Annotated in this window: 17 protein-coding genes; 7 read left to right on the top strand and 10 right to left on the bottom strand. The window is 47.8% G+C overall.

Translation table 11 applies throughout. The annotated features are described in order from the left end of the window. Nucleotides 1-227: 227 nt before the first annotated feature. A complete protein-coding gene (locus BZG83_RS07990; RefSeq protein ID WP_158074942.1) occupies nucleotides 228-2,381 on the top strand; it encodes a putative bifunctional diguanylate cyclase/phosphodiesterase in 2,154 nt (717 codons plus the stop codon). 24 nt (nucleotides 2,382-2,405) lie between these two features. On the opposite strand, the gene BZG83_RS07985 is transcribed toward BZG83_RS07990, so the two are convergent. Next, nucleotides 2,406-2,681: a GIY-YIG nuclease family protein gene (locus BZG83_RS07985; protein ID WP_077480033.1), complete on the bottom strand. Its 276-nt coding sequence runs from the start codon at nucleotides 2,679-2,681 to the stop codon at nucleotides 2,406-2,408. Between the two features lie 6 nt (nucleotides 2,682-2,687). Further along, entirely contained in the window at nucleotides 2,688-3,371 is a 684-nt protein-coding gene (locus tag BZG83_RS07980; RefSeq protein ID WP_077480032.1) for a YceH family protein, read from the bottom strand. Between the two features lie 213 nt (nucleotides 3,372-3,584). Between BZG83_RS07980 and BZG83_RS07975 the strand changes: the two genes are divergently transcribed. Both BZG83_RS07975 and BZG83_RS07970 read left to right on the top strand, forming a co-directional pair. Then, a complete protein-coding gene (locus BZG83_RS07975; RefSeq protein WP_077457476.1) occupies nucleotides 3,585-4,022 on the top strand; it encodes a bactofilin family protein in 438 nt (145 codons plus the stop codon). Between the two features lie 40 nt (nucleotides 4,023-4,062). Further along, complete coding sequence (locus tag BZG83_RS07970) at nucleotides 4,063-4,491, top strand: DUF3069 domain-containing protein (RefSeq protein WP_077480031.1); 429 nt, start codon at nucleotides 4,063-4,065, stop codon at nucleotides 4,489-4,491. A gap of 69 nt (nucleotides 4,492-4,560) precedes the next feature. Here BZG83_RS07970 and aroG read toward each other — a convergent pair whose 3' ends face one another. Continuing rightward, nucleotides 4,561-5,640, bottom strand: a complete 1,080-nt coding sequence (gene aroG, locus BZG83_RS07965; protein ID WP_077480030.1) for a 3-deoxy-7-phosphoheptulonate synthase AroG — start codon at nucleotides 5,638-5,640, stop codon at nucleotides 4,561-4,563. A 246-nt stretch (nucleotides 5,641-5,886) separates the two neighbouring features. Here aroG and BZG83_RS07960 point away from each other — a divergent pair, with 246 nt between their 5' ends. Both BZG83_RS07960 and BZG83_RS07955 read left to right on the top strand, forming a co-directional pair. Further along, nucleotides 5,887-6,423 (top strand): hypothetical protein, encoded by a 537-nt coding sequence (locus BZG83_RS07960; protein ID WP_077480029.1) that lies wholly within the window; start codon nucleotides 5,887-5,889, stop codon nucleotides 6,421-6,423. Nucleotides 6,424-6,633: 210 nt separating this feature from the next. After that, a complete protein-coding gene (locus BZG83_RS07955; protein ID WP_069586445.1) occupies nucleotides 6,634-6,837 on the top strand; it encodes a hypothetical protein in 204 nt (67 codons plus the stop codon). A 523-nt stretch (nucleotides 6,838-7,360) separates the two neighbouring features. On the opposite strand, the gene BZG83_RS07950 is transcribed toward BZG83_RS07955, so the two are convergent. Further along, a complete protein-coding gene (locus tag BZG83_RS07950; protein ID WP_077480028.1) occupies nucleotides 7,361-8,677 on the bottom strand; it encodes a DEAD/DEAH box helicase in 1,317 nt (438 codons plus the stop codon). A 125-nt stretch (nucleotides 8,678-8,802) separates the two neighbouring features. Between BZG83_RS07950 and BZG83_RS07945 the strand changes: the two genes are divergently transcribed. Together BZG83_RS07945 and BZG83_RS07940 are read left to right on the top strand one after the other, a co-directional pair. Then, nucleotides 8,803-9,333 carry an NUDIX hydrolase gene (locus BZG83_RS07945; protein ID WP_077480027.1) on the top strand — a complete coding sequence of 177 codons (531 nt, stop codon included), beginning with the start codon at nucleotides 8,803-8,805 and terminating at the stop codon, nucleotides 9,331-9,333. A 94-nt stretch (nucleotides 9,334-9,427) separates the two neighbouring features. Next, nucleotides 9,428-9,907, top strand: coding sequence for a PaaI family thioesterase (locus BZG83_RS07940; RefSeq protein WP_077457486.1), 480 nt, complete (start codon nucleotides 9,428-9,430; stop codon nucleotides 9,905-9,907). Between the two features lie 304 nt (nucleotides 9,908-10,211). Here the strand turns inward: BZG83_RS07940 and BZG83_RS07935 are convergent, their stop codons facing one another. The 6 genes from BZG83_RS07935 to BZG83_RS07910 form a co-directional block, all read right to left on the bottom strand. Continuing rightward, nucleotides 10,212-13,280 carry an efflux RND transporter permease subunit gene (locus tag BZG83_RS07935; protein WP_077480026.1) on the bottom strand — a complete coding sequence of 1,023 codons (3,069 nt, stop codon included), beginning with the start codon at nucleotides 13,278-13,280 and terminating at the stop codon, nucleotides 10,212-10,214. Continuing rightward, complete coding sequence (locus BZG83_RS07930) at nucleotides 13,277-14,374, bottom strand: efflux RND transporter periplasmic adaptor subunit (protein WP_077480025.1); 1,098 nt, start codon at nucleotides 14,372-14,374, stop codon at nucleotides 13,277-13,279. The genes BZG83_RS07935 and BZG83_RS07930 overlap by 4 nt, the downstream gene beginning before the upstream one ends. Continuing rightward, entirely contained in the window at nucleotides 14,371-15,408 is a 1,038-nt protein-coding gene (locus BZG83_RS07925) for an efflux RND transporter periplasmic adaptor subunit (protein ID WP_241825758.1), read from the bottom strand. Before BZG83_RS07925 ends, BZG83_RS07930 begins: the two co-directional genes overlap by 4 nt. 123 nt (nucleotides 15,409-15,531) lie before the next feature. Continuing rightward, nucleotides 15,532-18,933, bottom strand: coding sequence for a PAS domain-containing hybrid sensor histidine kinase/response regulator (locus BZG83_RS07920; protein ID WP_077480024.1), 3,402 nt, complete (start codon nucleotides 18,931-18,933; stop codon nucleotides 15,532-15,534). Between the two features lie 2 nt (nucleotides 18,934-18,935). Next, complete coding sequence (locus BZG83_RS07915) at nucleotides 18,936-19,958, bottom strand: EAL and HDOD domain-containing protein (RefSeq protein WP_241828281.1); 1,023 nt, start codon at nucleotides 19,956-19,958, stop codon at nucleotides 18,936-18,938. Nucleotides 19,959-20,231: 273 nt separating this feature from the next. Then, nucleotides 20,232-21,119 carry a PhzF family phenazine biosynthesis protein gene (locus BZG83_RS07910; protein ID WP_241828280.1) on the bottom strand — a complete coding sequence of 296 codons (888 nt, stop codon included), beginning with the start codon at nucleotides 21,117-21,119 and terminating at the stop codon, nucleotides 20,232-20,234. Nucleotides 21,120-21,160 lie beyond the last annotated feature (41 nt).

Below are 21,160 nucleotides of genomic sequence, written 5' to 3'. Positions count from 1 at the left end.
CCCCTTAACAGCTGCTACGCTTTACCTATCCCTTATCAAAGAGGGAGTCTCAGATTTGTCTCACTATTGATACGACTTGAGTCACTCGTGTCACATACACTTGAAGCCACCATGATATAGCTCTCACGACCATGCCCTTACAGAGAACGACACTAAACATCGATGACCGTCTCTCCATTGCGAAGCGCCCATTTCGACCTCGCGGCCGCGCTATACTCGTGATTGCGATGATCTGCTTTGCTATCCTGATTGCCACTTTTTCCTTATTTAATACCGCACAAGAACAACAACGACTGCGCACCGAGCAGCTATTAAGCGTCGAAGCAAAAYCCTTTGCTGACGCGTTAACGCGTCACATGAATGCTCACCTTAATGAACTCAGTGTGCTTGCCAGCGAGATAGAAAAAAACATTCCCTCGACGTACTCGACATGGCAAGCATTAGTGCTAGCCCATCAGGGGAATGACGTTCACTTTCAAGCCTTGTTCTGGGCTGAGTCTGATCGCAAGATTCGTTGGCATTACCCCCAAAGTGACTCAGAAAAGCCCGAGCAATTCCCGTTTGACGTTGTCGGAGACGATAACGCTCAGCTTTCTCATATGGATGTAGAGTCGCTTCATAACTGGCATATTGCGCACCCTATCTATACGCAAAACCGGAATACGCCTGACTACTATCTCGGTGGCACTCTCGATATTGCAGAACATATCAGCCACCTAGCAGCCGATTATCTCGATACATTTCAGAAGCTGACGCTCTRCGCTACAAGTGATGGGCGCGCCGTATTCGGGGACATACCACCTAATGGAGTGGCAACAGGACAAGTTGGGCTCACGCTAACCGGCGCTAGCCCCGAGTTTGTCGTCACATTGTGGAACAGCCCTGAATCGGAACACTTTTTATCTTTGCCAATGCTCATTTACATCTCTGGGTTGGTCGTCACGATCTTAGTAGGTATTGCCTTGTATTTAATTGAAATCAATTTGATGGCGAGAAAAGCTGAACAAGCGACCATTGCTCGACTGCAAAATGAAATCGCTCAACGCAAAGACGTTGAAAATCAGCTACATTTTATTGCTAATCATGATCCCCTCACCTATCTGCCAAATCGCCATGCACTGCTTAATCACATTCAGCACACCATTAATAAGACGCTCTCGGCAACGCGTACGCTGTCGCTGATTTGTATCGACATTGATAATATTAAGGAAATCAATGATCTTCATGGCTACCGCATTCACGATGACGTATTAACTACCATCGCCAAACGCTTACAAAATCTATTGCCTCCACAAGCTTATTTAGCCAGAACCAGTGATGAACATTTTGTCATGCTGCGCACCGATCTATCGCCTTTAGAAGCCGAGATACACGCCAAGCAGGTACGCTTGAGTGTAGAAAAAGAATGCCAAGTTCAGGGAGTGACTGTTTTACCTAGCTGCGCGATTGGTGTGGCGTATCGCTATGACACATCTATGCCGGCTCATGAATTACTACGCCACGCCGATACCGCTGCGCATCGAGCACGACAACTCGTGCACCACCGTGTGGTCGTATTTCAAATGGCGATGCGTGACCACCTTCAGCAAAAGCGCGACATCGAATACACCATTCGCAAAGCCATCCAAGGCAATGAATTGATGCTGCATTTTCAGCCTCAGGTTGATTTAAAAACGCAGCGTATCGTCGGCATTGAAGCCTTAGTCCGCTGGCAAGATGAAGGGGGGACTATCATTTCGCCTGACACCATCGTCCGTACTGCTGAAGATACAGGATTGATGCAACAACTGGGGAATTGGATCATTAACAAAGCGCTAGAGCATTATGCCATGCTACTCACTGAGGGTTGCGCACCGCCGATGCTTGCTATTAATGTCTCTGGGCATGAATTTCAAGACAGTTTTCTGGCTGATACGATTTTACARGCCATCGAACGCCACCAAGTACCAGCAGAGCGCGTGCAAATCGAATTAACCGAGCAAGTGTTTATTGAAAATTTGGAACAAAATCAACAGACATTGCACACGCTCACCGAAGCGGGTATATCACTAGCGATTGATGATTTTGGCACCGGCTATTCATCACTGGCCTATTTGAAACATTTCCCTGTCGATACGGTTAAAATTGATCGCAGCTTTATCGACCAACTCCCCGAATGCAAAGACGATGCAGTGATTTGCCAAGCCGTGATTGGCATGGCGGATCTCTTAGGCTTGAAAGTGGTCGCAGAGGGCGTCGAACACCAAGCCCAAAAGGACTACTTAGCCCAAATCGGCTGTCGTTATATTCAAGGTCACTTGTACTATCCCGCCATGGGCGTCGATCAACTACTTACCTTACTGAAACAGCATACTCCTTACCTACGCTACTCAAATTCATAGTCAAGCAACCAATGCATATGCCCTTTACKACTCCCATCGATGGACGTCATCACAGCCCTGACATAAGGCTTCTTTGCGCTGTTTGGGCCACTGTTTTATCTGATATTCCAACTGCATGGCGGCTTGTTTGCTCATTGCAGGAGATTGCCATACCAGAGAAAGTGGCCCTTTCCCTCGCAACGCACGCGCACCTTTGCCACTGAGATGTTGTTGAAAGCGGCGCTCAACATCCGTCGACACGCCACAATACAAAGCATTGTGCCGCGTACGAACCAAGTAAACGAACCACGACTCGCTCATGTTTTTTTATTTGGATAATAGCGCGTTTAATGCCTCGCGCAGGCTGGCGACCTCTTGCTCAAGCGCATCAACCCGCGCTTCCAATGCATGCTGCGTCCCGTGAGATGGGTTTGGCACCGCGGCGTTATCTAAGCTTAGCTCTAGCGTTTCTGTTTCGGGTCTCATTTCGCTTTCAGCGCTCGCTTCGGTTAATTCACCAAATAAATGGATGTAGCGCGATTCCCGTTTACCCGGCTCACGTGCTAGCTTCATTATCCATTCGGCCTCTATCATGGCACTCAACGTGCTTTCTACTTGCTGCATATCGGCAAATTCACATAACCTTTGCGTCCGTGTGCGCAGCTCACCTGCAGTCTGTGGGCCACGTAACAACAGCACGCAAATAATCGCTTTTTCTTGATCCGTAAACGTCAAATTACCGAAAGGCGTATTACAAAAACGATGCTGATACTTGCAGACACGGCTTCCCATCCCTTCCTGTGGGCTGATAAGACGTGCATCGATAAGCGAATTTACGACGTCTAACACGTCGGCGTCGGTGAGCGCATAGACAGGCTCTCGATTACTTTTTTGATTTACCGCTGTCGTGAGTGCATTTAAGGTCAGTGGATAGTAGTCAGGCGTAGTCACTTCTTTTTCCAGCAAGCAACCGATGACACGTTGTTGATAGGGCGTTAATAGCATTGACATGATCCATGTCCTCATCGAGATAATAATCGTGTTATAGCAAGTTGGGCATAGCCGAGCAATTGCGCTCCAACTAAGTGCTGAATAATTCGGCACAAACAGGCACACAGACTGGTATCAGGATCACATGTTAGTCAGGCTTGAGTGAAAAGATCGCGACACATAGCCTGACACCAGATGATATACTGGTAGGAAATGGATTGTGGAGTACAAACTATGGGCCTGTTTCGTTCAACCCCAAACCGTAACCTTGGTTTGTCAATCGTGGCAAAAAACTGCAAGGTTGTTGGTGATATTGAGCTTGACGGAGATATCCAAATTGATGGCTTTGGTGAAGGCAATATCACTCAGGCTAATGCCGTGGTTATCTCAGCAACCGGACACTTCCGCGGTACGATTCATGCCAAGCATATTACGATTAACGGTTTGGTTGAAGGACAATGCGAAGCCGATGCGATTGACATTCTCTCGCAAGGTAAAATGAAAGGCGTGCTCAATACCGAGCAGCTCACCATTGAGAAAGGCGGCTTGCTCGCAGGTGAAAACCGTGCCACCTTGGCCACCGATACCGTCGTGCCACTGGACGACCAAACACGCAGTGAGCGTACAGAGAATAACGAAAAGAAAGACCGAAAAGCCGCAAGTCGCTCATAACGACGTGGGCTTAGCATAAAAAGTGAAGGAGAGTCGGTGCATGTCCGATACCAGCAGTACCAATATGAGTTTTGACGAGTTTTCCCCAGAACTGCAAAGCGTGATTCGTTATGAAAATGCTCCTGAAGCCATGTACACGATGATAGCCTCAGTTCATGACGCGGCAGAGCCTAGTGTGCGTGAAGCATGGGAAAAGCTCCCTGCTAGTGCGCAAAATGTGCTCGACAGTTTCGACCAGTTTCATGCTTTGGTGGCAATCAGCCAAAGTTATGTCGGGATTGATACGCTCAACGAATTGCAAAACGTCAAACTCGATGACATGTCCGAAGACGAGCAAGAGAACTACAAAGCACAGGTACTGGACGATGTGCTTAAACGTTGCGTTAAAGACTTATCCAAGCAATTAAAACAGGCGCGTTTAAAACCCGCGCTCAAGCGCGAGTTTCAATCTATCTTTCAAGTACAGTAATGCTCACACAGTAAGTCCATCGCACGATAATAAAATAAGGGCCAGTATTATACGCTGGCCCTTTTCTTTTTAAGCGCTCTTACGCTGCTGTTTTGCGCCTCGTCTGGCTCTTACTGCGCCCGCTAGCTGACGTAGAGTTAGCTCGGTGTCTTCCCAGCCAATACACCCATCGGTGATGCTTWGTCCATAAGTGAGCGACTGCCCTTCAATCAGATCTTGGCGCCCCTCAATCAGATGACTTTCAATCATGACGCCAAAGATTGCGTCATTGCCGCCAGCAATTTGTCCCGCCACATCGTTGCAAACTTCTTTTTGCTTTTGATACTGCTTGCTACTGTTCGCGTGGCTAAAATCAATCATTACCTTTTGGCGCAGCCCGGCGCCTGCAAGCGATGAACAGATCTGATCAACATCTGTTGCGCTATAGTTCGGCGCCTTGCCGCCACGAAGGATCAGGTGGCAATCATCGTTTCCTGCCGTTGCAACGATAGCAGAATGGCCGTATTTGGTTACCGATAAGAACTGATGCGGCGCGCTTGCTGAGCGAATAGCATCCGTCGCAATCTTAATATTGCCATCCGTACCGTTCTTAAAACCAWCCGGGCACGACAAGCCTGATGCCAACTCACGATGCACTTGAGACTCAGTGGTACGCGCACCAATAGCGCCCCAACTGATTAAATCGGCCATGTATTGCGGCGTGATCATATCGAGGAATTCGCCTGCCGCCGGTAGGCCCATATTGGCAATATCAAGGAGGAGTTCTCTTCCTAAACGCAGGCCATCGTTAATCTTGAAACTGTTGTCTAGATAAGGGTCATTAATCAGGCCTTTCCAACCCACCGTCGTGCGCGGCTTTTCAAAATAAACGCGCATCACCACTTCCAAATCATCATTAAGCTCTTCTCGGAGAGCTTTGAGCTTGCTGGCATATTCTTTGGCAGCATTTGGATCGTGAATGGAGCAAGGGCCGACTACGACCACCAATCTATCGTCTTCGTCATTCAAAATATGATGAATAGATTGACGTGCATCGAACACGGTCTTCTCTGCTATCTCTGTAGCGGGGAATTTTTCTAATACAGCGATCGGTGGCAGCAACTCTTTAATTTGTTGAATTCTTACATCATCTGTCGGGTGTACACTCATGGGCTTAATCCTGTGCTTGCATGCAGCTTCATCGGGCTGCTTTTTCTTCATGAGCCTTTACGCTAACGTGAACACCGCCATGGTGCAAATATTTTTTTACGAAAAAAACATAGATAATTTTAGGATTAAACTTGCAGTTTCAATTTAACTTAAAATCACATATCGAACTAACAACCTGATAAACCAAAGTTGCACAGTACGATCTATGTTCTTTAAACTAGGCCCTAATTATTAAGGAGTAACCTAGTGCACTATCTAACTAAGTTTGGCTTCATATCAGCGCTGCTGTTCTCATCAGCAGCAGGAGCGACGAATTTTAACTATAACTACCTTCAATTTGACGTCCTCTCAAACCCCGGAGGGTTAGGCGCTTCGACCAAATTCGTAATCGCTGACGGCGCTCACCTTGTCGCGAGAGGTGACTCACAGTTTGAAGGCGACTGGTTTTCCTCTGTCGGAGCTGGTTTTCATGCTCCCATCAATGACTTTGTCGATATCTACGGAGAAATTGAAGGAGCTTGGCTAAAACGCCCCGAAGCGCCCCACTATGAGACAGGTGAATTAACAACAGTTATAGGTGGAGGGCTTAGAGCATGGGTAGCTCCATCTTTTGAAGCAGATACATACATAGGCTCGATTATTTTCGACAAAGATGACAGTAAAAGTATCGTTGAACTTGGTGGCCGCTTTCATTCAACAGAGACACTTTCACTCGGTGCGACGTGGCGGGCAAACGGTCTTGAAGAAAATAGGTTGATTTTTTCAGTCAGATACCTGTATTAATAGGCCACGGTCATCCACCCTATTCTTTCCTACTCTGGGTGACCGTGTCAGTGTGACCTCTCTCACTGGCTTTATCGCTATATTAAACTAACTTTATGTGAGATACGTATGCCACCTATGAAGGTGGTGTGTGTCTTGTGTGCGTGGTGATAAAACCCATGTCAGGACGTTCGCCGTCATTGTGCGTGGGAACTGTCGGAGGGTAAAACGATGGTGATGACTCAACGTATTGATGAATTTGAAAGAAAAATTCAAGAGGCCTATCAAGAAGGTAATATCGAAACCGCACATCGCTTGGAAGAGCAAGTGTCGATGTTACGTCGACGGCTTACAAAACCGGCTGCGGATTTTAAAGCCGCGAGCCAAGTTGAAGATTTTCATGAGGTAGCAGACGGCGATTACTACGACAACTAACCTCACTTCCCTCTTCAGTACGCGCCTATTCAGTGCGCGATAAATAACAAAGCCTTCTCAAAAGAGAAGGCTTTTTTACTGACAGAATGAGATTTTAAAGGGCCTAGTCAGCAAGTTATCTCGTGAGGCGCTTATTGCGCGGCACGTTCGCGGCGCACAATCCACGCAGCAGCAGTGATAAAAGCAACGACCAATGCAGTTTCCACAGCGTTTCCTATTAATAGTCAATGAATCTTGTATGCAGCCGTCTACTGCACACTCCAACCCGCATTTGCTTAACCATCAAGCAACGATTGCTGCACAGTGTACGTAATATGTAATTAAATTGCTGCAAAAAAGCACAGTTTCACCAAAGAAAAGTGAGATTTTTGGGCATCATAGCGCTAAGCAATACAAAGTTTCATTGGTGTACAAAATTTAGTGATATACAGCGAATATCTTTCTGATTGTAGCTAGCCGCCGGCATAATAGATAAAACAAAGGAGGGATACCCCTCCTTTTGTTCGATAAGCCGTATTTTGCTCTATTCTGGTTTAGGTTTTTTCCGCATCATGGGCGTATCGCCAGCAGGCACATTGTTATAAAAGCTCTTATCGCGTTTCTTAGGTGCTTTCGGCTTCGCCTTTTGAGTTGGCTTTTTACGTTTCGCAGGCCCTTTCGACTGAGGCTTGGCCGACTTTTTCTCTTTGAAACCTTTAAATTTACCCGTTAGGCCCTCAATCGCAGTGAAAGATAAGCTCAAACGCAAAAAAGCTTCAATGTTTTTAAAGCTTCGCCAGTCTTTCGGGCCAACCAATGAATAAGCCAAACCTTGATGCCCAGCTCGCCCTGTACGCCCCACACGGTGAATATATTCTTCCGCATGCTTCGGTAAATCAAAGTTGATCACCATAGAAACGTTAAGCAAGTCCAGACCACGGGATGCCACATCCGTAGTGACCAAGACATCATGAAGGCCGCGCTCAAACTCATCCATAATACGATTACGAGATGACTGGTTAAGCTCACCGCTCAAGGCAATGGCTTTATAGCCGGCTTGGTTAAATCTCTCCGCAAGACGCTCAGTGTCTGCGCGCGTTGCGGTAAAGACCATCACTTGTTTGTGCGCATTAGCTTCCATTAAGTGATCCAATAGCGCATGCTTGTGATCAAGATGATCACTCAGTACAAAATGCTGTTCAATGTCACTATGTAGCGTATGCGTTTCTCCCGCCGCAATGCGTTTAGGGGACTTAAGCAGCCCTGCAGCCATGTCTGTCACTTGCTGATGGTCCAGCGTCGCAGAAAACATGAGCGTTTGGCGTAAACGATGGTTGGCTTGCTCGTTAATGGCATCTAATTGCGCCTTGAATCCAAGATCGAGCATACGATCGGCTTCATCAAGGATCAGCATTTCCAATCCAGCTAACGACAAGTGATGCTGTTTCAGATGATCGGCAAGACGCCCAGGCGTGGCCACAACGAAAGTGGGTGACTGACGGAAAACTTTCGCTTGCTCGTTAAAGTTTTCCCCCCCCAATACCAATGCGGCTTTATGGGGTGTACCACTGGTCAGCATACGCAATTGCCCATACACTTGCTTTGCCAACTCTCGTGTTGGCGCGAGCACCAAAACACGTGGGTCGCGACGACTGAGAGGTTTAGTACGTAGCACGCGCTGCATCGCCGGCAATAAAAAAGCCAGCGTTTTCCCTGAGCCCGTTTTTGAGGAGGCCAACAGATCCTTCCCGGCCATAACAACAGGAATCGMCTGTCGCTGGATATCGGTTGGCTTTTCAAATCCACGGTGGGCAATGAGCGACAGTAAACGTCTATCTAATCCCAGATCGTCAAATTGCAAGGTATTACTCCAATGGTATTTCTATGACAAAGCGCGCAGTAGCGCCATTTAAGGTCGCGAATGCTACCATACTTTACAACAAAACACTGCACTAAAAACGGGTGCAACACGCGTTGAGGATAGGGATGAAAGAGACAATTTACCACCAATGGAAACGCCTGTCGTTGGTAGAGACACAAACCGTATTGCCGGATGGGCGTCCTCATCGGCATCATGTCATTCGCCATCCAGCCGCGGCAGTCATTTTACCCATACTTGAGGATGGCCGCCTTGTGTTGCTCAATCAATTTCGACCCGCGGTTAATCAATGGTTGCTGGAAGCGCCCGCTGGGACTTTAGAGCGTGATGAATGCCCGCTAGAAGGTGCAAAGCGTGAGCTTGAAGAGGAAACGGGCTACCAAGCCACGTCGTGGTACTCGCTGGGCTCTGCACTCCCTGTGCCTGGATTTTGTGATGAAGTTCAGCACTTCTATCTGGCTTCTGGCCTCACCCAGACTGAAATGAATCTGGATGATGATGAGTTTATCCAACTCCGTCTGATGACCGTGGCCGAAGCAAGAGCACGCATTGCGGCAGGAGAGATAAACGACAACAAGACCGTTGCCCTTATTGCACGTGCTGATTATCAAGGTTTACTGCCACAGCCTCAATCTTAGCTATCCACTCCGCATTGTTGTTAATGAAATGTTGACGCCGCAGTGTAGCAACGAGTAGCTTGAACAGGTATGACCAGATTAACAAGGAGTGTGTATGTTTTCTTCCCCTTTGGCGCGCGCTAATCAGCACCTTTCGCTGTTTGGGTTTCTCAAAGTTCCTATGATTGGTTGGTGTCGGCCCAAGATTCTTGCCATTGACGATCAGCACGTACAGATGAGAATCCCATTAGGACGCCGGACTAAAAACCACCTAAACAGCATGTATTTTGGCGCGCTAGCAGTAGGTGCCGATGTGGCTGGCGGTTTTCTTGCCATGGCGATGGCCGAGCAACACGGGATTAAAATCAGTCTCGCTTTCAAAGCAGTCACGGCAGATTTTCATAAGCGCCCAGAAGACGATGTGATTTTTACCTGCCTCGATGGGCAAAAAATCCAAGCCATGATCCGCGAAACCATCGAAACCGGTGAGCGTGTCAACCAGCCTGTCACCATTGTGGCTACCTGCCCCACGCTTCATGGCGATGAGCCGATGGCAACCTTTGACTTAACCCTATCCCTCAAGCAAATTAGTTAGTTTCTCTTTATTTATCGTAAAGCAGCCTTACCGTTTCGGTAAGCTGCTTTGCCATGCCAACTCAACCTCTTACGCTCTCTTTTTGGCAATCAAATAGTTACATTTAGCATCCGGTTTGAGTGTGACTGCTCTATAAAAGTCTTACTCAGCATATTGACATTTAACTATCGCGCTTCTGATGCCCCTTAGCGACGTAATTCACCGAGTTATTAACTGTTTTTGTGGATAGTTCTGCAGTTATCCACAGCCTCAACCTTGAGACACTGACATAAAAAAAGCACCGCGGTTGCGGTGCTTAGTCGTATCAGGCATTACGGTGATAATGGATTTGATAAAAAATCCGATACAGTACAGGCACCACAATCAGTGTTAGCACGGTCGCAAAGCCCAATCCAAACATGATAGTCACTGCCATTGGGCGGAAAAATACATCCGGTAACAACKGCAGCATCCCTAAAATGGTCGTCACCGCAGCCATACAAACCGGACGAACACGACTTACTGCCGCGTCCACGACCGCTTGGTAGCGCTGTTTGCCACTGGCAACCTCTATATTGATTTGGTCAATCAATACAATCCCATTTTTCAGCAGCATACCACTTAGGCTCAAGAAGCCGAGTAATGCCATAAATCCGAACGGCGTATTCAGTAAGAGCAGACCCGTGGTCACCCCGACAACTGCAAGCGGCACGGTTAACCAAACAATTAACGACTCTTTCACCGAGTTAAACAGCAGTATGGTTACCAAGAACATAAAGAGGTAACCCAGAGGCATAATACTAAACAGCCCTTCCTTCGCTTCTGTGGATGACTCATGCTCACCGCCCCATTCAATACGGTAGCCCTCAGGAAGAGGAATCGACTCAATATCACTGCGGACCCGCGTCAATAAAGTTGCCGCCGTGACGCCACCCAATGGATCGGGGTCAGCCATCACGGTTAGCATGCGTTTGCGATTTTTACGCATGATGATGGGGTCTTCCCAACGAAGGTCATAGTCGAGGATCACCTGTTGCAAAGGAATATAATCTTTCAGCACAGGGCTCCAGATCTTCATCCCTTCGAGGGTATTAATATTGACGCGCTCCTCATCCGGCAAGCGGGCCACAATGGGCATTAAATTGGTGCCATCACGATACACGCCAATACGTTTGCCACTGAAGGTCATGGTTAAAAGATCGTCCACGTCTTTTTTGGTAATCCCGTAGCGACGCGCTTGGCTCTCGTTAAACTCAGGTTCGAGCACTTTGGTACGTTCGCGCCAATCATGACGAATATTGACGGCATCTGGGTCTTGATGAAGACGCGCTTCCACCTGCTTAGCAATAGCTCGCAATTCCGTCGGCTCAGGTCCGATAATCCGCGCTTCAATTTTTGACCCCGAAGCCGGCCCTAAAGTGATCGGTTTGAGCTTAAGTTGAACATTCGGATATTGCTGCTGAATATGTGCACGCACCAGTCCCATCGTGGGTTTTACATGGGCATACTCATCCACACGGACGATCAGCTCACCATACGCGGCGTAAGTTTTCTCTGGTGAATAGGTCAACATAAAGCGCTGAGACCCTTTCCCAGCACTGGTCGATACATAGCTCACCCCTTCTTGTTCACTCAACCAGCTTGAGACATCATCCAAGGTGCCTTGGGTCGCCCGAATATCTGTCCCTTCAGGCAGCCACAAATCCACCATGAACATCGGTGTGGTTGAGTCAGGGAAGAAAGATTGTTTCAGATGGCTAAACCCGTAAACACTGGCTCCCAGCGCAATGACCATGACAACTAGAGTCAGATAGGCATGATGCATACAAAACGATAAGAATCGTTTATAAATCACAAACAGCACGCCATTGTAGGGATCCGATTGCTCATCGTCCTCGGAGACGGTGGTTTCTTTGAAAAACATGCTGGCAAAAAAGGGCGTCAGCGTAATGGCTGTAAACCAACTGAGCATCAAGGAGATCAGCAGAACCGTAAACAAGGTGCCGCAATACTCACCGGTTGCATCTTCAGATAAACCAATCGGCGCAAACGCTGTAACCGCAATCACGGTCGCCCCCAACAAAGGCCACTTGGTCTGAGTGACAATATCGTGCGCGGCCTGCATTCGCGTTCGGCCGCGTTTTAAGCCGACTAATATACCTTCAACCACCACAATGGCGTTATCCACCAGCATGCCAAGCGCAATGACCAAGGCACCGAGTGAAACACGCTGTAAATTAATATCGAAGTAGCGCATAAACACGAACGTGCCCAGCACGGTTAGCAGTAACACCAAGCCAATTAAAAGGCCCGAGCGCAGTCCCATAAAAAAGAGCAACACGATAATAACGATCGCCACCGCTTGCCCAAGACTAGACACAAAACCGCTGACCGAGTTGTCGACTTCATCGGGCTGGTTATACACATGATGCACTTGAATACCAACGGGCTGATTATCATTGAGCTCCGCCAAACGTTTATCGACGTTCTTCCCAACTTCCACCACATTGACGCCATCCGCGAATGAAATACCCACTTGCAGCGCCTGCTGACCGTTATAAGACAGCACTTGGCTAGGGACTTCTTGGTATCCCCGTTTTACATCCGCAACGTCGCGCAGATAAATCAGCCCTTGTGAGCCCGCTTCGGTGAGGATCAAGTTGCCCAATTCATCCACAGACGAGAACTCGCCGGTAGGGTGAATACGAATATACTCATCCCCCACTCGTACAGCTCCCGCATTGCTCACCAGGTTTTGGGTTGCCAGCAGGTTAAATAAGGTATTAGGAGAAATACCCAAGCTGCTCAAACGCTGAATCGACACCTCGATAAAGACTTGTTCCTGTTGCGTACCCGTCACTTGTACTTTGCCCACCCCTTGGACTAATTCAAGCTCACGACGCAAATAATCCACATAGTCTTTAAGCTCGCTATAGCTATATCCGTCACCGGTTATCGCCAATAAAATTCCGTACACATCACCAAAGTCATCCATCACTTGTGGCGGGWTCACGCCGGGAGGAAGTTGTCCCCGTGCATCGTTCACTTTTCGGCGCAGCTCATCCCATATCTGGGGAAGATCATCGGAACGATATTTGGGTTTCATTTTAACCGTGATCTGTGAAAGGCCACGACTGGAAATAGAGCGAACTTCATCGACATAGGTAAGCTGCTGTACCGCTTTTTCAAGCGGATAAGTGACCTCTTCTTCAACCTGCTGCGGCGTTGCACCAGGATAGCTGGTGATGACCATTGCATCTTTAATGGTAAAGGCCGGATCCTCTAAACGCCCTAGCCCCAAAAACGCGATGGTACCCCCAATCAAAAAGATCAGTGTAATCATCCAACTGATAACTTTGTTTTGAATAAAATAACCTGCCACGCCTTGCTTCATGATCTCTTTTCCTCTTGTGACGCGAGCTGTACGGTTTGCCCATCGGCCAGTTGATTCGCGCCGTCAACAACAATGCGATCACCCTGTTTCAACCCTTCAACCACTTCAATCCGGTGACCGTGAATGCGCCCCATCTCAATCTGCTGCTTGTGCACGGTATTGTCCTCAGCATTCAAGAGCCATACATAACTGTGCTCGCGATCAAGCGGGTCACCATCTTGGTTAAACACCGCTTCTATCGGTATAGAGAGCCCTGTACGGGTTAACTGCAAGCCTTGACGAGAAATACTGACTTGAACGGGCATACCATCGAGAATGAATTGTTGCTCTGGCATCGGCATCGTTAAGGTCACCACAAAGGCACCGCTTTGCGGATCCGGCTCGGCGGTATATTCGTCGATCGACGCCTTGAAGGTATTGCCTTGTTGGGTAATCACTTCGGGGACCAATCGCGTTTGCACCGATTGCGTGTTTACACCGGCATTGCGACTAAACAAAATATCAGGGACTTGAATACGAATGTCGGCACGTGTGGCATCGTGGATATTCATGATCGCTTGCCCAGGGGCAATGGTTTCAAATGGCTCCACACTGACACGAGAGATAACGCCATTTTCCGGTGCTTTCAGCTCAACGTAAGATAAATGCAGCTTCGCGAGTGCCAATTCTGCTTGCGCAATTTCGCGCTGTGCTTTTAGCTCATCAAATTGTGATTGAGCCAGCATACCTTGTTCAACCAAGGGTGCCGAGCGACGATATTGAGCATCCGCGACATCAAAGCGCGCACTGGCGTTCTCGACCGCTAAGCGATAGTCCGTTGGTTCAAGTCGCGCCAGTACATCGCCTTTCTTGACCAGATCACCCGCTTTTACGTTAATTTGCTGCACCTCACCGGGAACCCGAAACGCTAACGTTGCTTTATCTGCCGCGGCGGCCACCGCAGGGAAAGTAATACGTTCATCTTGTTGCTGATGGTGCACCGTAAAGGTTGTCACCACCGGCGTTGTCACCTCGCGAGGAGCTGACTCAGGCTGGCACGCCGAAAGGAGCAATACACCGAGCCAAATACCCAAGAGTTTTGTGATTGCTTTCATAGTCCACGCTCCTTCACCCAAGCTCGTACCCGATCGCCCTCTTGAAGCGCACTCGCGCCTGTCGCGACAATCACATCGCCATTTCCAAGGCCTTCGCTCACTTTGCCATCCTCTAAACGAATGGGCGTGAAAGACACAACACCTTGCGGGTCGACTCGCCAGACACCAAGATTTTCCCCTTTCTTGATCATTGCAGAGGCAGGAATGGAGGTCTCTGTATCTGTCGGTATGGTGACACTCACCTTCGCTGCCATTCCCGGCAAGACATTCACGGCTTGTGGCCGCATCAAGCTCACTGTGACGCGATAAGACGCTGTTTTCGTGTCCGCTTCTGTATCCATTTCCTTAAGCTGGGCAGGAAAGCGACGGTCGCCATACGCATCAAACGTCACAAATGGCGTTAACTGCTCCGCTTGCTGACTAAAATAATGGAAGTAACGCTCAGGTAACTGAAAGCTGACATTGATAATATCTTTCGACTGAATGTGGAGAACGGGCTCTTGAGCTCGGGCAAACTCATTGACCTCTTTCATTCGCAAAGACACGGTACCGGAATAAGGTGCTTTTAGCTGCGTATAATTCACATTCGTCTGCGCTTGCTCTAAACCCGCAGCTGCTTCACTCAAGGCGGAGCGCGCTTCGTCAAAGCGCTGCTCAGATATGACTTTGTCGTTATGTAGACGTTCTGCGCGATTGAACTGCACCTGAGCAAGCTGATACTGTGCCTTGGCCTTGTCTAGCTGCAGACGATATTGCTGGCTATCTAGCTCCGCTAAGCTATCGCCTTGATTCACATCCATACCTGCTTTCACCGGCATGCTCTCTATCACGCCTGATACACGAAAGGAGAGTAATGCCTTGTCATCGGCTTCAACTTGGGCGGGAAATTGACGGGTAATCCCTTCATGACCGATAGCTACCGTCAACAGCTTAGCGGGCCGAGCTGGCGTATCGGACGGTGCAGAGGTCGCCTGGTCCCCACAGCCACTAAGTAGCAAGGTGGCGGCGCAAACCATCACAGCACTTTTGTTCATCTGCCTTTCCTCACAATAAAACCTAGTACTCGACTCGAGAGGCAAGCACTAGGTGTTTGATTGGTCTTTATTTTTTAATCTAAGTTGACACGTTATCCATGCTAACGAGCATGACGGGATGTATCAAGGTGTTTCCGGTAGGCTCGAGACCTGCTCAACAATAGCTTGGGTGTGTTCACGAATTGTCGGTAAATAGCCCTTCAATGTTTCAGTATCATCTGTTTGTGACTTCTCAAGCTCCAAGCAAATCCCCGAAAGCGCATTCGCACCTATCATTGCCGCCGCGCCCTTCATTTTATGGGCGAGCTTTTTAACAGCGACGACATCTTGCTCATCGAACGCCGCTTCCATTTTTTCTAAGTCATTGCTCTGATTATTCACATACTTATCAAGGATCATTTTCACCAGATCCATGCTATCACCCACCTGCTCTTTGACATGAGCAATATCGACGGGAGGCTCAGTAGATTTCATGGTTGCCGCTCCATTCACACGATGACCGGGATCAGGTTCAATATCTGTATTTATGTCTTTGTCATACTCGCTGGTGTGTTTACCTGCCGCCAAAGCGTTTTCATCTAAGTCTTCCAAATCCAGCTCATCGTTATCGTGCTGATCGTCATAATGGACTGCATCGTTGCTGGAATAGAGGATCAGCAGCTCAATCAACTGATCTTTGCTAAAAGGTTTGGCCAAATGCCCATTCATACCAGCGTCCAAGCAACGCTCTGCGTCCCCCGACAACGCATTCGCGGTTACCGCAATAATCGGTGTGTGCTTATCAAATTCACGAATACGACGCGTTGCTTCAAAGCCATCCATTTCTGGCATTTGACAGTCCATTAAAATAATATCGAAAGGTGTTTTTTTATGCAGTTCAAGTGCTTCTTTGCCGTTCTCAGCCAGCGTACGCTTGCAACCTAGTTTGGCAAGAATAATATCGATTAAGTCTTGGTTGACTAAGTGATCCTCCGCGACCAAGACATTTAAATCAAAGCGAATATTGTCGTACTGTCCGACTGCTGCAAGATTGTCATCAAGATCCGCCTCATCAGACGTCAGCACCCGATACAACTCGCTGTAATTAATCGGGCATGTCAACGTCTGCATGCCTGTATCGTGATGCCCATTGTGGCTAATGGCGATACTTTTAGCGACTTTGCCCACCAGATGCTGACAGCTCTGCATCTTGTCTTGATCAATCATCAAGGTTAGCTGTTCGCTATCTCGCGTATCAACTTGCGCCCCCTCAGTAACAGTGACAAACGAGACAGACAGGCGATCGAGATATGCTGCCAATGTTGTGGTGAGCAAATTATCTTCTGATACCAAACAGACTTGCTGAGCTTTCTCTTCTGCGCTCAGTTCATAACCATCAAACAGTGTGTGCGGTGAGTCGGTGAAGGTAATAGGCACGGTAGACACAAAGGTCGTACCTTTATTTTCTTCACTCCGAATAGTGATATCACCCTCCATCAATCGGAGCAATTTACGACATACTGGCAAGCCCAAACCTGTCCCTTGATAAGAGCGCGAATACGAGTTATCCACCTGAGTAAAGTTTTCAAAGATAGCCTCATGGCGATCTTCTGGGATCCCGATCCCCGTATCTTCCACTTCCATGACAAGATTCGTGACTTCGCCATCTCTCACTTGATACAAGCGAACATAAATATGCCCTTGCTTAGTAAACTTCACCGCATTGCCGACTAAGTTGATAATCACTTGTTTATAGCGGACCGCATCGAGTTCAATATCACATGGCATACGAGGATCAATATAACAATGGAGTCGCAACTGTTTTTCTGCCGCTTTGGCAGTGAAGATGCTTAAGGATTCGTGAACAAGATCAGCCACATTGAGTACTTGTTTAGAGAGCGTCATTTTACCGGCTTCGATTTTGGTCAAATCGAGCACATCGTTGATGATGTTTAATAGTGCGGTAGAGGAATGCTGCAAGGTGTCGACGAAATAGCGCTGCTGTTGCGTCAGTGGCGTCTCAATCAATAAATTCGACATCCCTACAATGCCATTCATCGGTGTGCGAATTTCATGACTCATCATCGCTAGGAAATTAGTCTTTGATTCATTGGCGCGTTCCGCTTGTTCTTTCGCTCTCGCCATCTCTTTAGAGATCATGTCGTTCAAGTTTTTCTGTTGAACAAAATGAATCATTGAGCTCAGGCTCGACAAAATCGGATCGATCCAGCTTTGTAACTCATCATCATAGGTGGTTGATTCATCGAACAAACAAACCACCCCTACAAGTTGGTTCGACATGTACAGCGGTAACCCTAACACATTGATGATCATTTTTTGGTTATTGCCAGCAACACCCGCCATTTGCAGGCTCCGTTTACTTTGCTTGGTCTCAATGATTTCAATCAACAAGTTACGAACAAACTCATCGCCTACGTAACCATTTTGGATCAGACGAGTCTGAGCAAGCACATGATAAGGTAAGCCCGCATACTCGGGTTCGTCATTGCCACCTACTTCAACAATAATGCCATGATTGCTTTCACCAATACGCAGCAAGATTTTGAGCACATCATGGAAGCTTTTACTGAAATCCTCTCGAATCAGAAATTTGTCTTGCAAGCTCTTCATAGCGGAGAACAGCTCCGCCCCTTTAGAGACTTTTTGTTTATCGAGGTGTTGTTCGGTGATATCGCGAATAATGGCTACATTCAGCGCGCGTGGGTCTTCGTCTTTGATGGGGGTGGATTTCACCTGCACCACTCGCTCTCCGTTCTCGGTTTCTATTTCATAAGAGCGATTGGTCTTGCCATTCAAATCGTAAAGTGCCTGTGAAAAATAAGCGCGCGAGTTGGGCTTAACGCGTGACACAATGGCTGACAATGTGATGGCTTCATCCGGGACAGACTCAAGCTCAAACAGCCGCTTAGCCGAGTCGTTAATAGTAATGATGGAATGTTTTTCACCCAGCACCAAAAGTGCATCGGTATAACTATGAATAACAGTATCGAGGTAGGCGCGGCTTTGCTCTGCTCGGCTGATTTGCTTAGCATATTTCCAAATAAAGAAACCCACCAGCAAGTTCAGCAGAACGATTTGGGTCGTCGTCCTTAATATCTCGGTATTAAGCTCCTTATCAATATATCGACTATCTCGATAAATAATCAAATCACCCACTTTAATCGAGCGACTGCGATCATCGTATTCAAGTGGAATTGTCAACTGACTCAATTCAGAATCTGCGCGCGTCCCTTTTGAATCCGTAACATAACGAAACTGACCATTGGCATCGATAAGCTCCAATCGATGGACATAGCGGGAGCCCATTTCACTATTAAGATCGTTTTGGACATTCTCAAAATCATAGTTCCACATTAGTGTCGGCAAACGCTGTTTTAGCCGTTGGCTAATGGATGTCAAATCCTGATTCATATCCGACTCTAAGCGTGATTTCGCAACATAATAGTTATAAAAGCCAAATCCACCTAGCAGCAGTGTTGCCAACACAATCAAAACGATAGCTAAGCGCATTCCCACTCGATTCATACTTATACCTGCATGGTTGCGGCCAGTGTTTGCGTTTGCTCCCGCGCTTTCTCAAACGCTTTCAACACGATACGCTCTTTTAGTGTGAGTTTTTCACAGCGTTTCGACACCCAATCCCAATGAGCATGTTCGATATGCTTGCATAATTCCAACAAAGCGCCGTAGTGGCCATGTTGTGACAACAAGGCTTGCTTAGCTTCCTTACTCAAATCGAGATGACTCACCACATCTTCCATCGGGCACCCCAACATGGCATCTAAAAAAGAAAAAGCACCAACCAGAAAACCTTCATCAGCATCGAGTCCTTTCAACATGGGTGCAGTTTGTTGCATAAAAATTGCGCGCAAAATCGCTGCGTTCTGTAAATGTAAACACTCCTGATGATTCATGTTGGACATGATTAAGAGAGAGATTAGTCGGCGCAATGATTCTAAACCGAGGTAAACGACCGCTTGTTTCGGATTAGAAATGCTCTTTTTCTTGGACTTGGCCAACACATTGGCGCTGGTGACAACTTTATAAAGCAGGGACACATCACGCGATATCACGTCGGTGATTTCGTCAATGTCATAGGGGCTTCGATTAATTATTATACAGGCATCCAGCAAGGTAATAACGGATGGTGCAACATCACCTTGACGACGGATGACGGGCTGTTCAAAAAAGTAGCCTTGAAACAAGCTAAATCCAAATTGCTGCGCCAGTGTAAACTCTTCTTGCTTCTCCACTTTTCGAATTAAAAAACGGATATCAGGATAATCAGAGATGGTTCCAACCCAGCGCATGGGGTCGTCACGATCCATATCTACACTCACAAGGTTAAACAAGTTGATATGCTCCATCCAGTGATTTGAAAACACTGCACTGGATGCGAGTAACATAAAGCCCGCTTTTTTATAGGCTCTAAGCTTATTTAATAGGAGAGGCGAGGGTTTTGTTTTCTCACTGATACAGATTACAAGACGCGTCACCGGCATCGAAAGTGGTAACTCGTCAAGTAAGGCTGTTTCGGAAAAGCTCACCACATAACGCAACTGGTCGTCCAATTCATTGCCAGACAGGAAGTTGGCACTTAGTATTCTTGATGTGGCTGTGTCTTCATCAATTGACGGAAACTTGTTTTCTAGGCCTTCACGGAAAAGCAGCTCACTTCCCCAGTGCTGCTGTCGATCATCGAAAATAGGCTGACACGAAAAAAAGGTTTCACTCACGATGTTAACCCCGCAAATTAGATCCCTTTAATAAACGTAGACTAATCGCGCCAACCCTGATGATTTTTTCTGATTGAACTGAGTAAGTTAAGCGCTAATCGCATCTAACCGATAGCCGCGCCGTATTACGGTATTTGCATCTCCGCCGACCCAAGCACGTTGATGACCTTGCGCATCGACTTTGACCACAGCAGACAGTAGCGATCTCGCCCCAATATGTTCACCCTGCTCGAAAACAAACCGATTGTGCGTACCCTGATACTCAGTCAAGTACGCCGCTAGGGCGGCAGCGGCGCTTCCGGTAGCCGCTTCTTCATCCACCCCGACCAAAGGCGCAAAGTTTCGACAACACGCAGTGATATCCGACTCGTGGGGAGATAAGGCAAACGCATGCACCCCAACGCAATCGTACGCCTCCGTCAGCGCAATAACCGCCTCCCTGTCTTGTGACATCCGGGCGAGTGCATCGAGGGACGCAAGCGGCAGAATGATACTGGGTCCACCCGCGGAGACGACTTTGACAGGCAATCCAGTCGATAGGATATCTTTACTATCTATGTGAAACGCATCGGCAATCACCTTTTCATTCGGCCCGTCACTGAGGACTGGAATTGCCGTCTCAAAGTTAACTTTTCCCGAATCCAAGATGGAAACTCGCAGGACGCCAGCCCCAGTTTCTTGCGTGTAATCGCCAGCCTCAAGTGCACCCAACTGCCAAAGCGCAGAAAATGTTGCCACAGTGGCATGCCCACAAAACGCGACCTCATGGGTCGGGGTAAAGAACCGTAATCTGACATCAGCATGCTCGCTATGACAAATAAACGCCGTTTCTGGATAGCCGAAGTCTGTTGCAATCGCCTGCATTTGTGCATCATCCAACACATCTGCATGCCTAACAACACCGGCGGGATTCCCCCCCTGCCCTTGTGCAACGAATGCATTCAGGTGATAGAACTCAACAAATCTGTCCATCATTGCTTCCTCGCGATAGCCGCTGTGTGCGGGTTTCCATTTAA

It is taken from the genome of Salinivibrio sp. PR919 (assembly GCF_001995355.1).
In the GTDB taxonomy this organism is placed as follows: domain Bacteria; phylum Pseudomonadota; class Gammaproteobacteria; order Enterobacterales; family Vibrionaceae; genus Salinivibrio; species Salinivibrio proteolyticus.
This window is presented reverse-complemented; position numbering and strand designations above follow the sequence as displayed.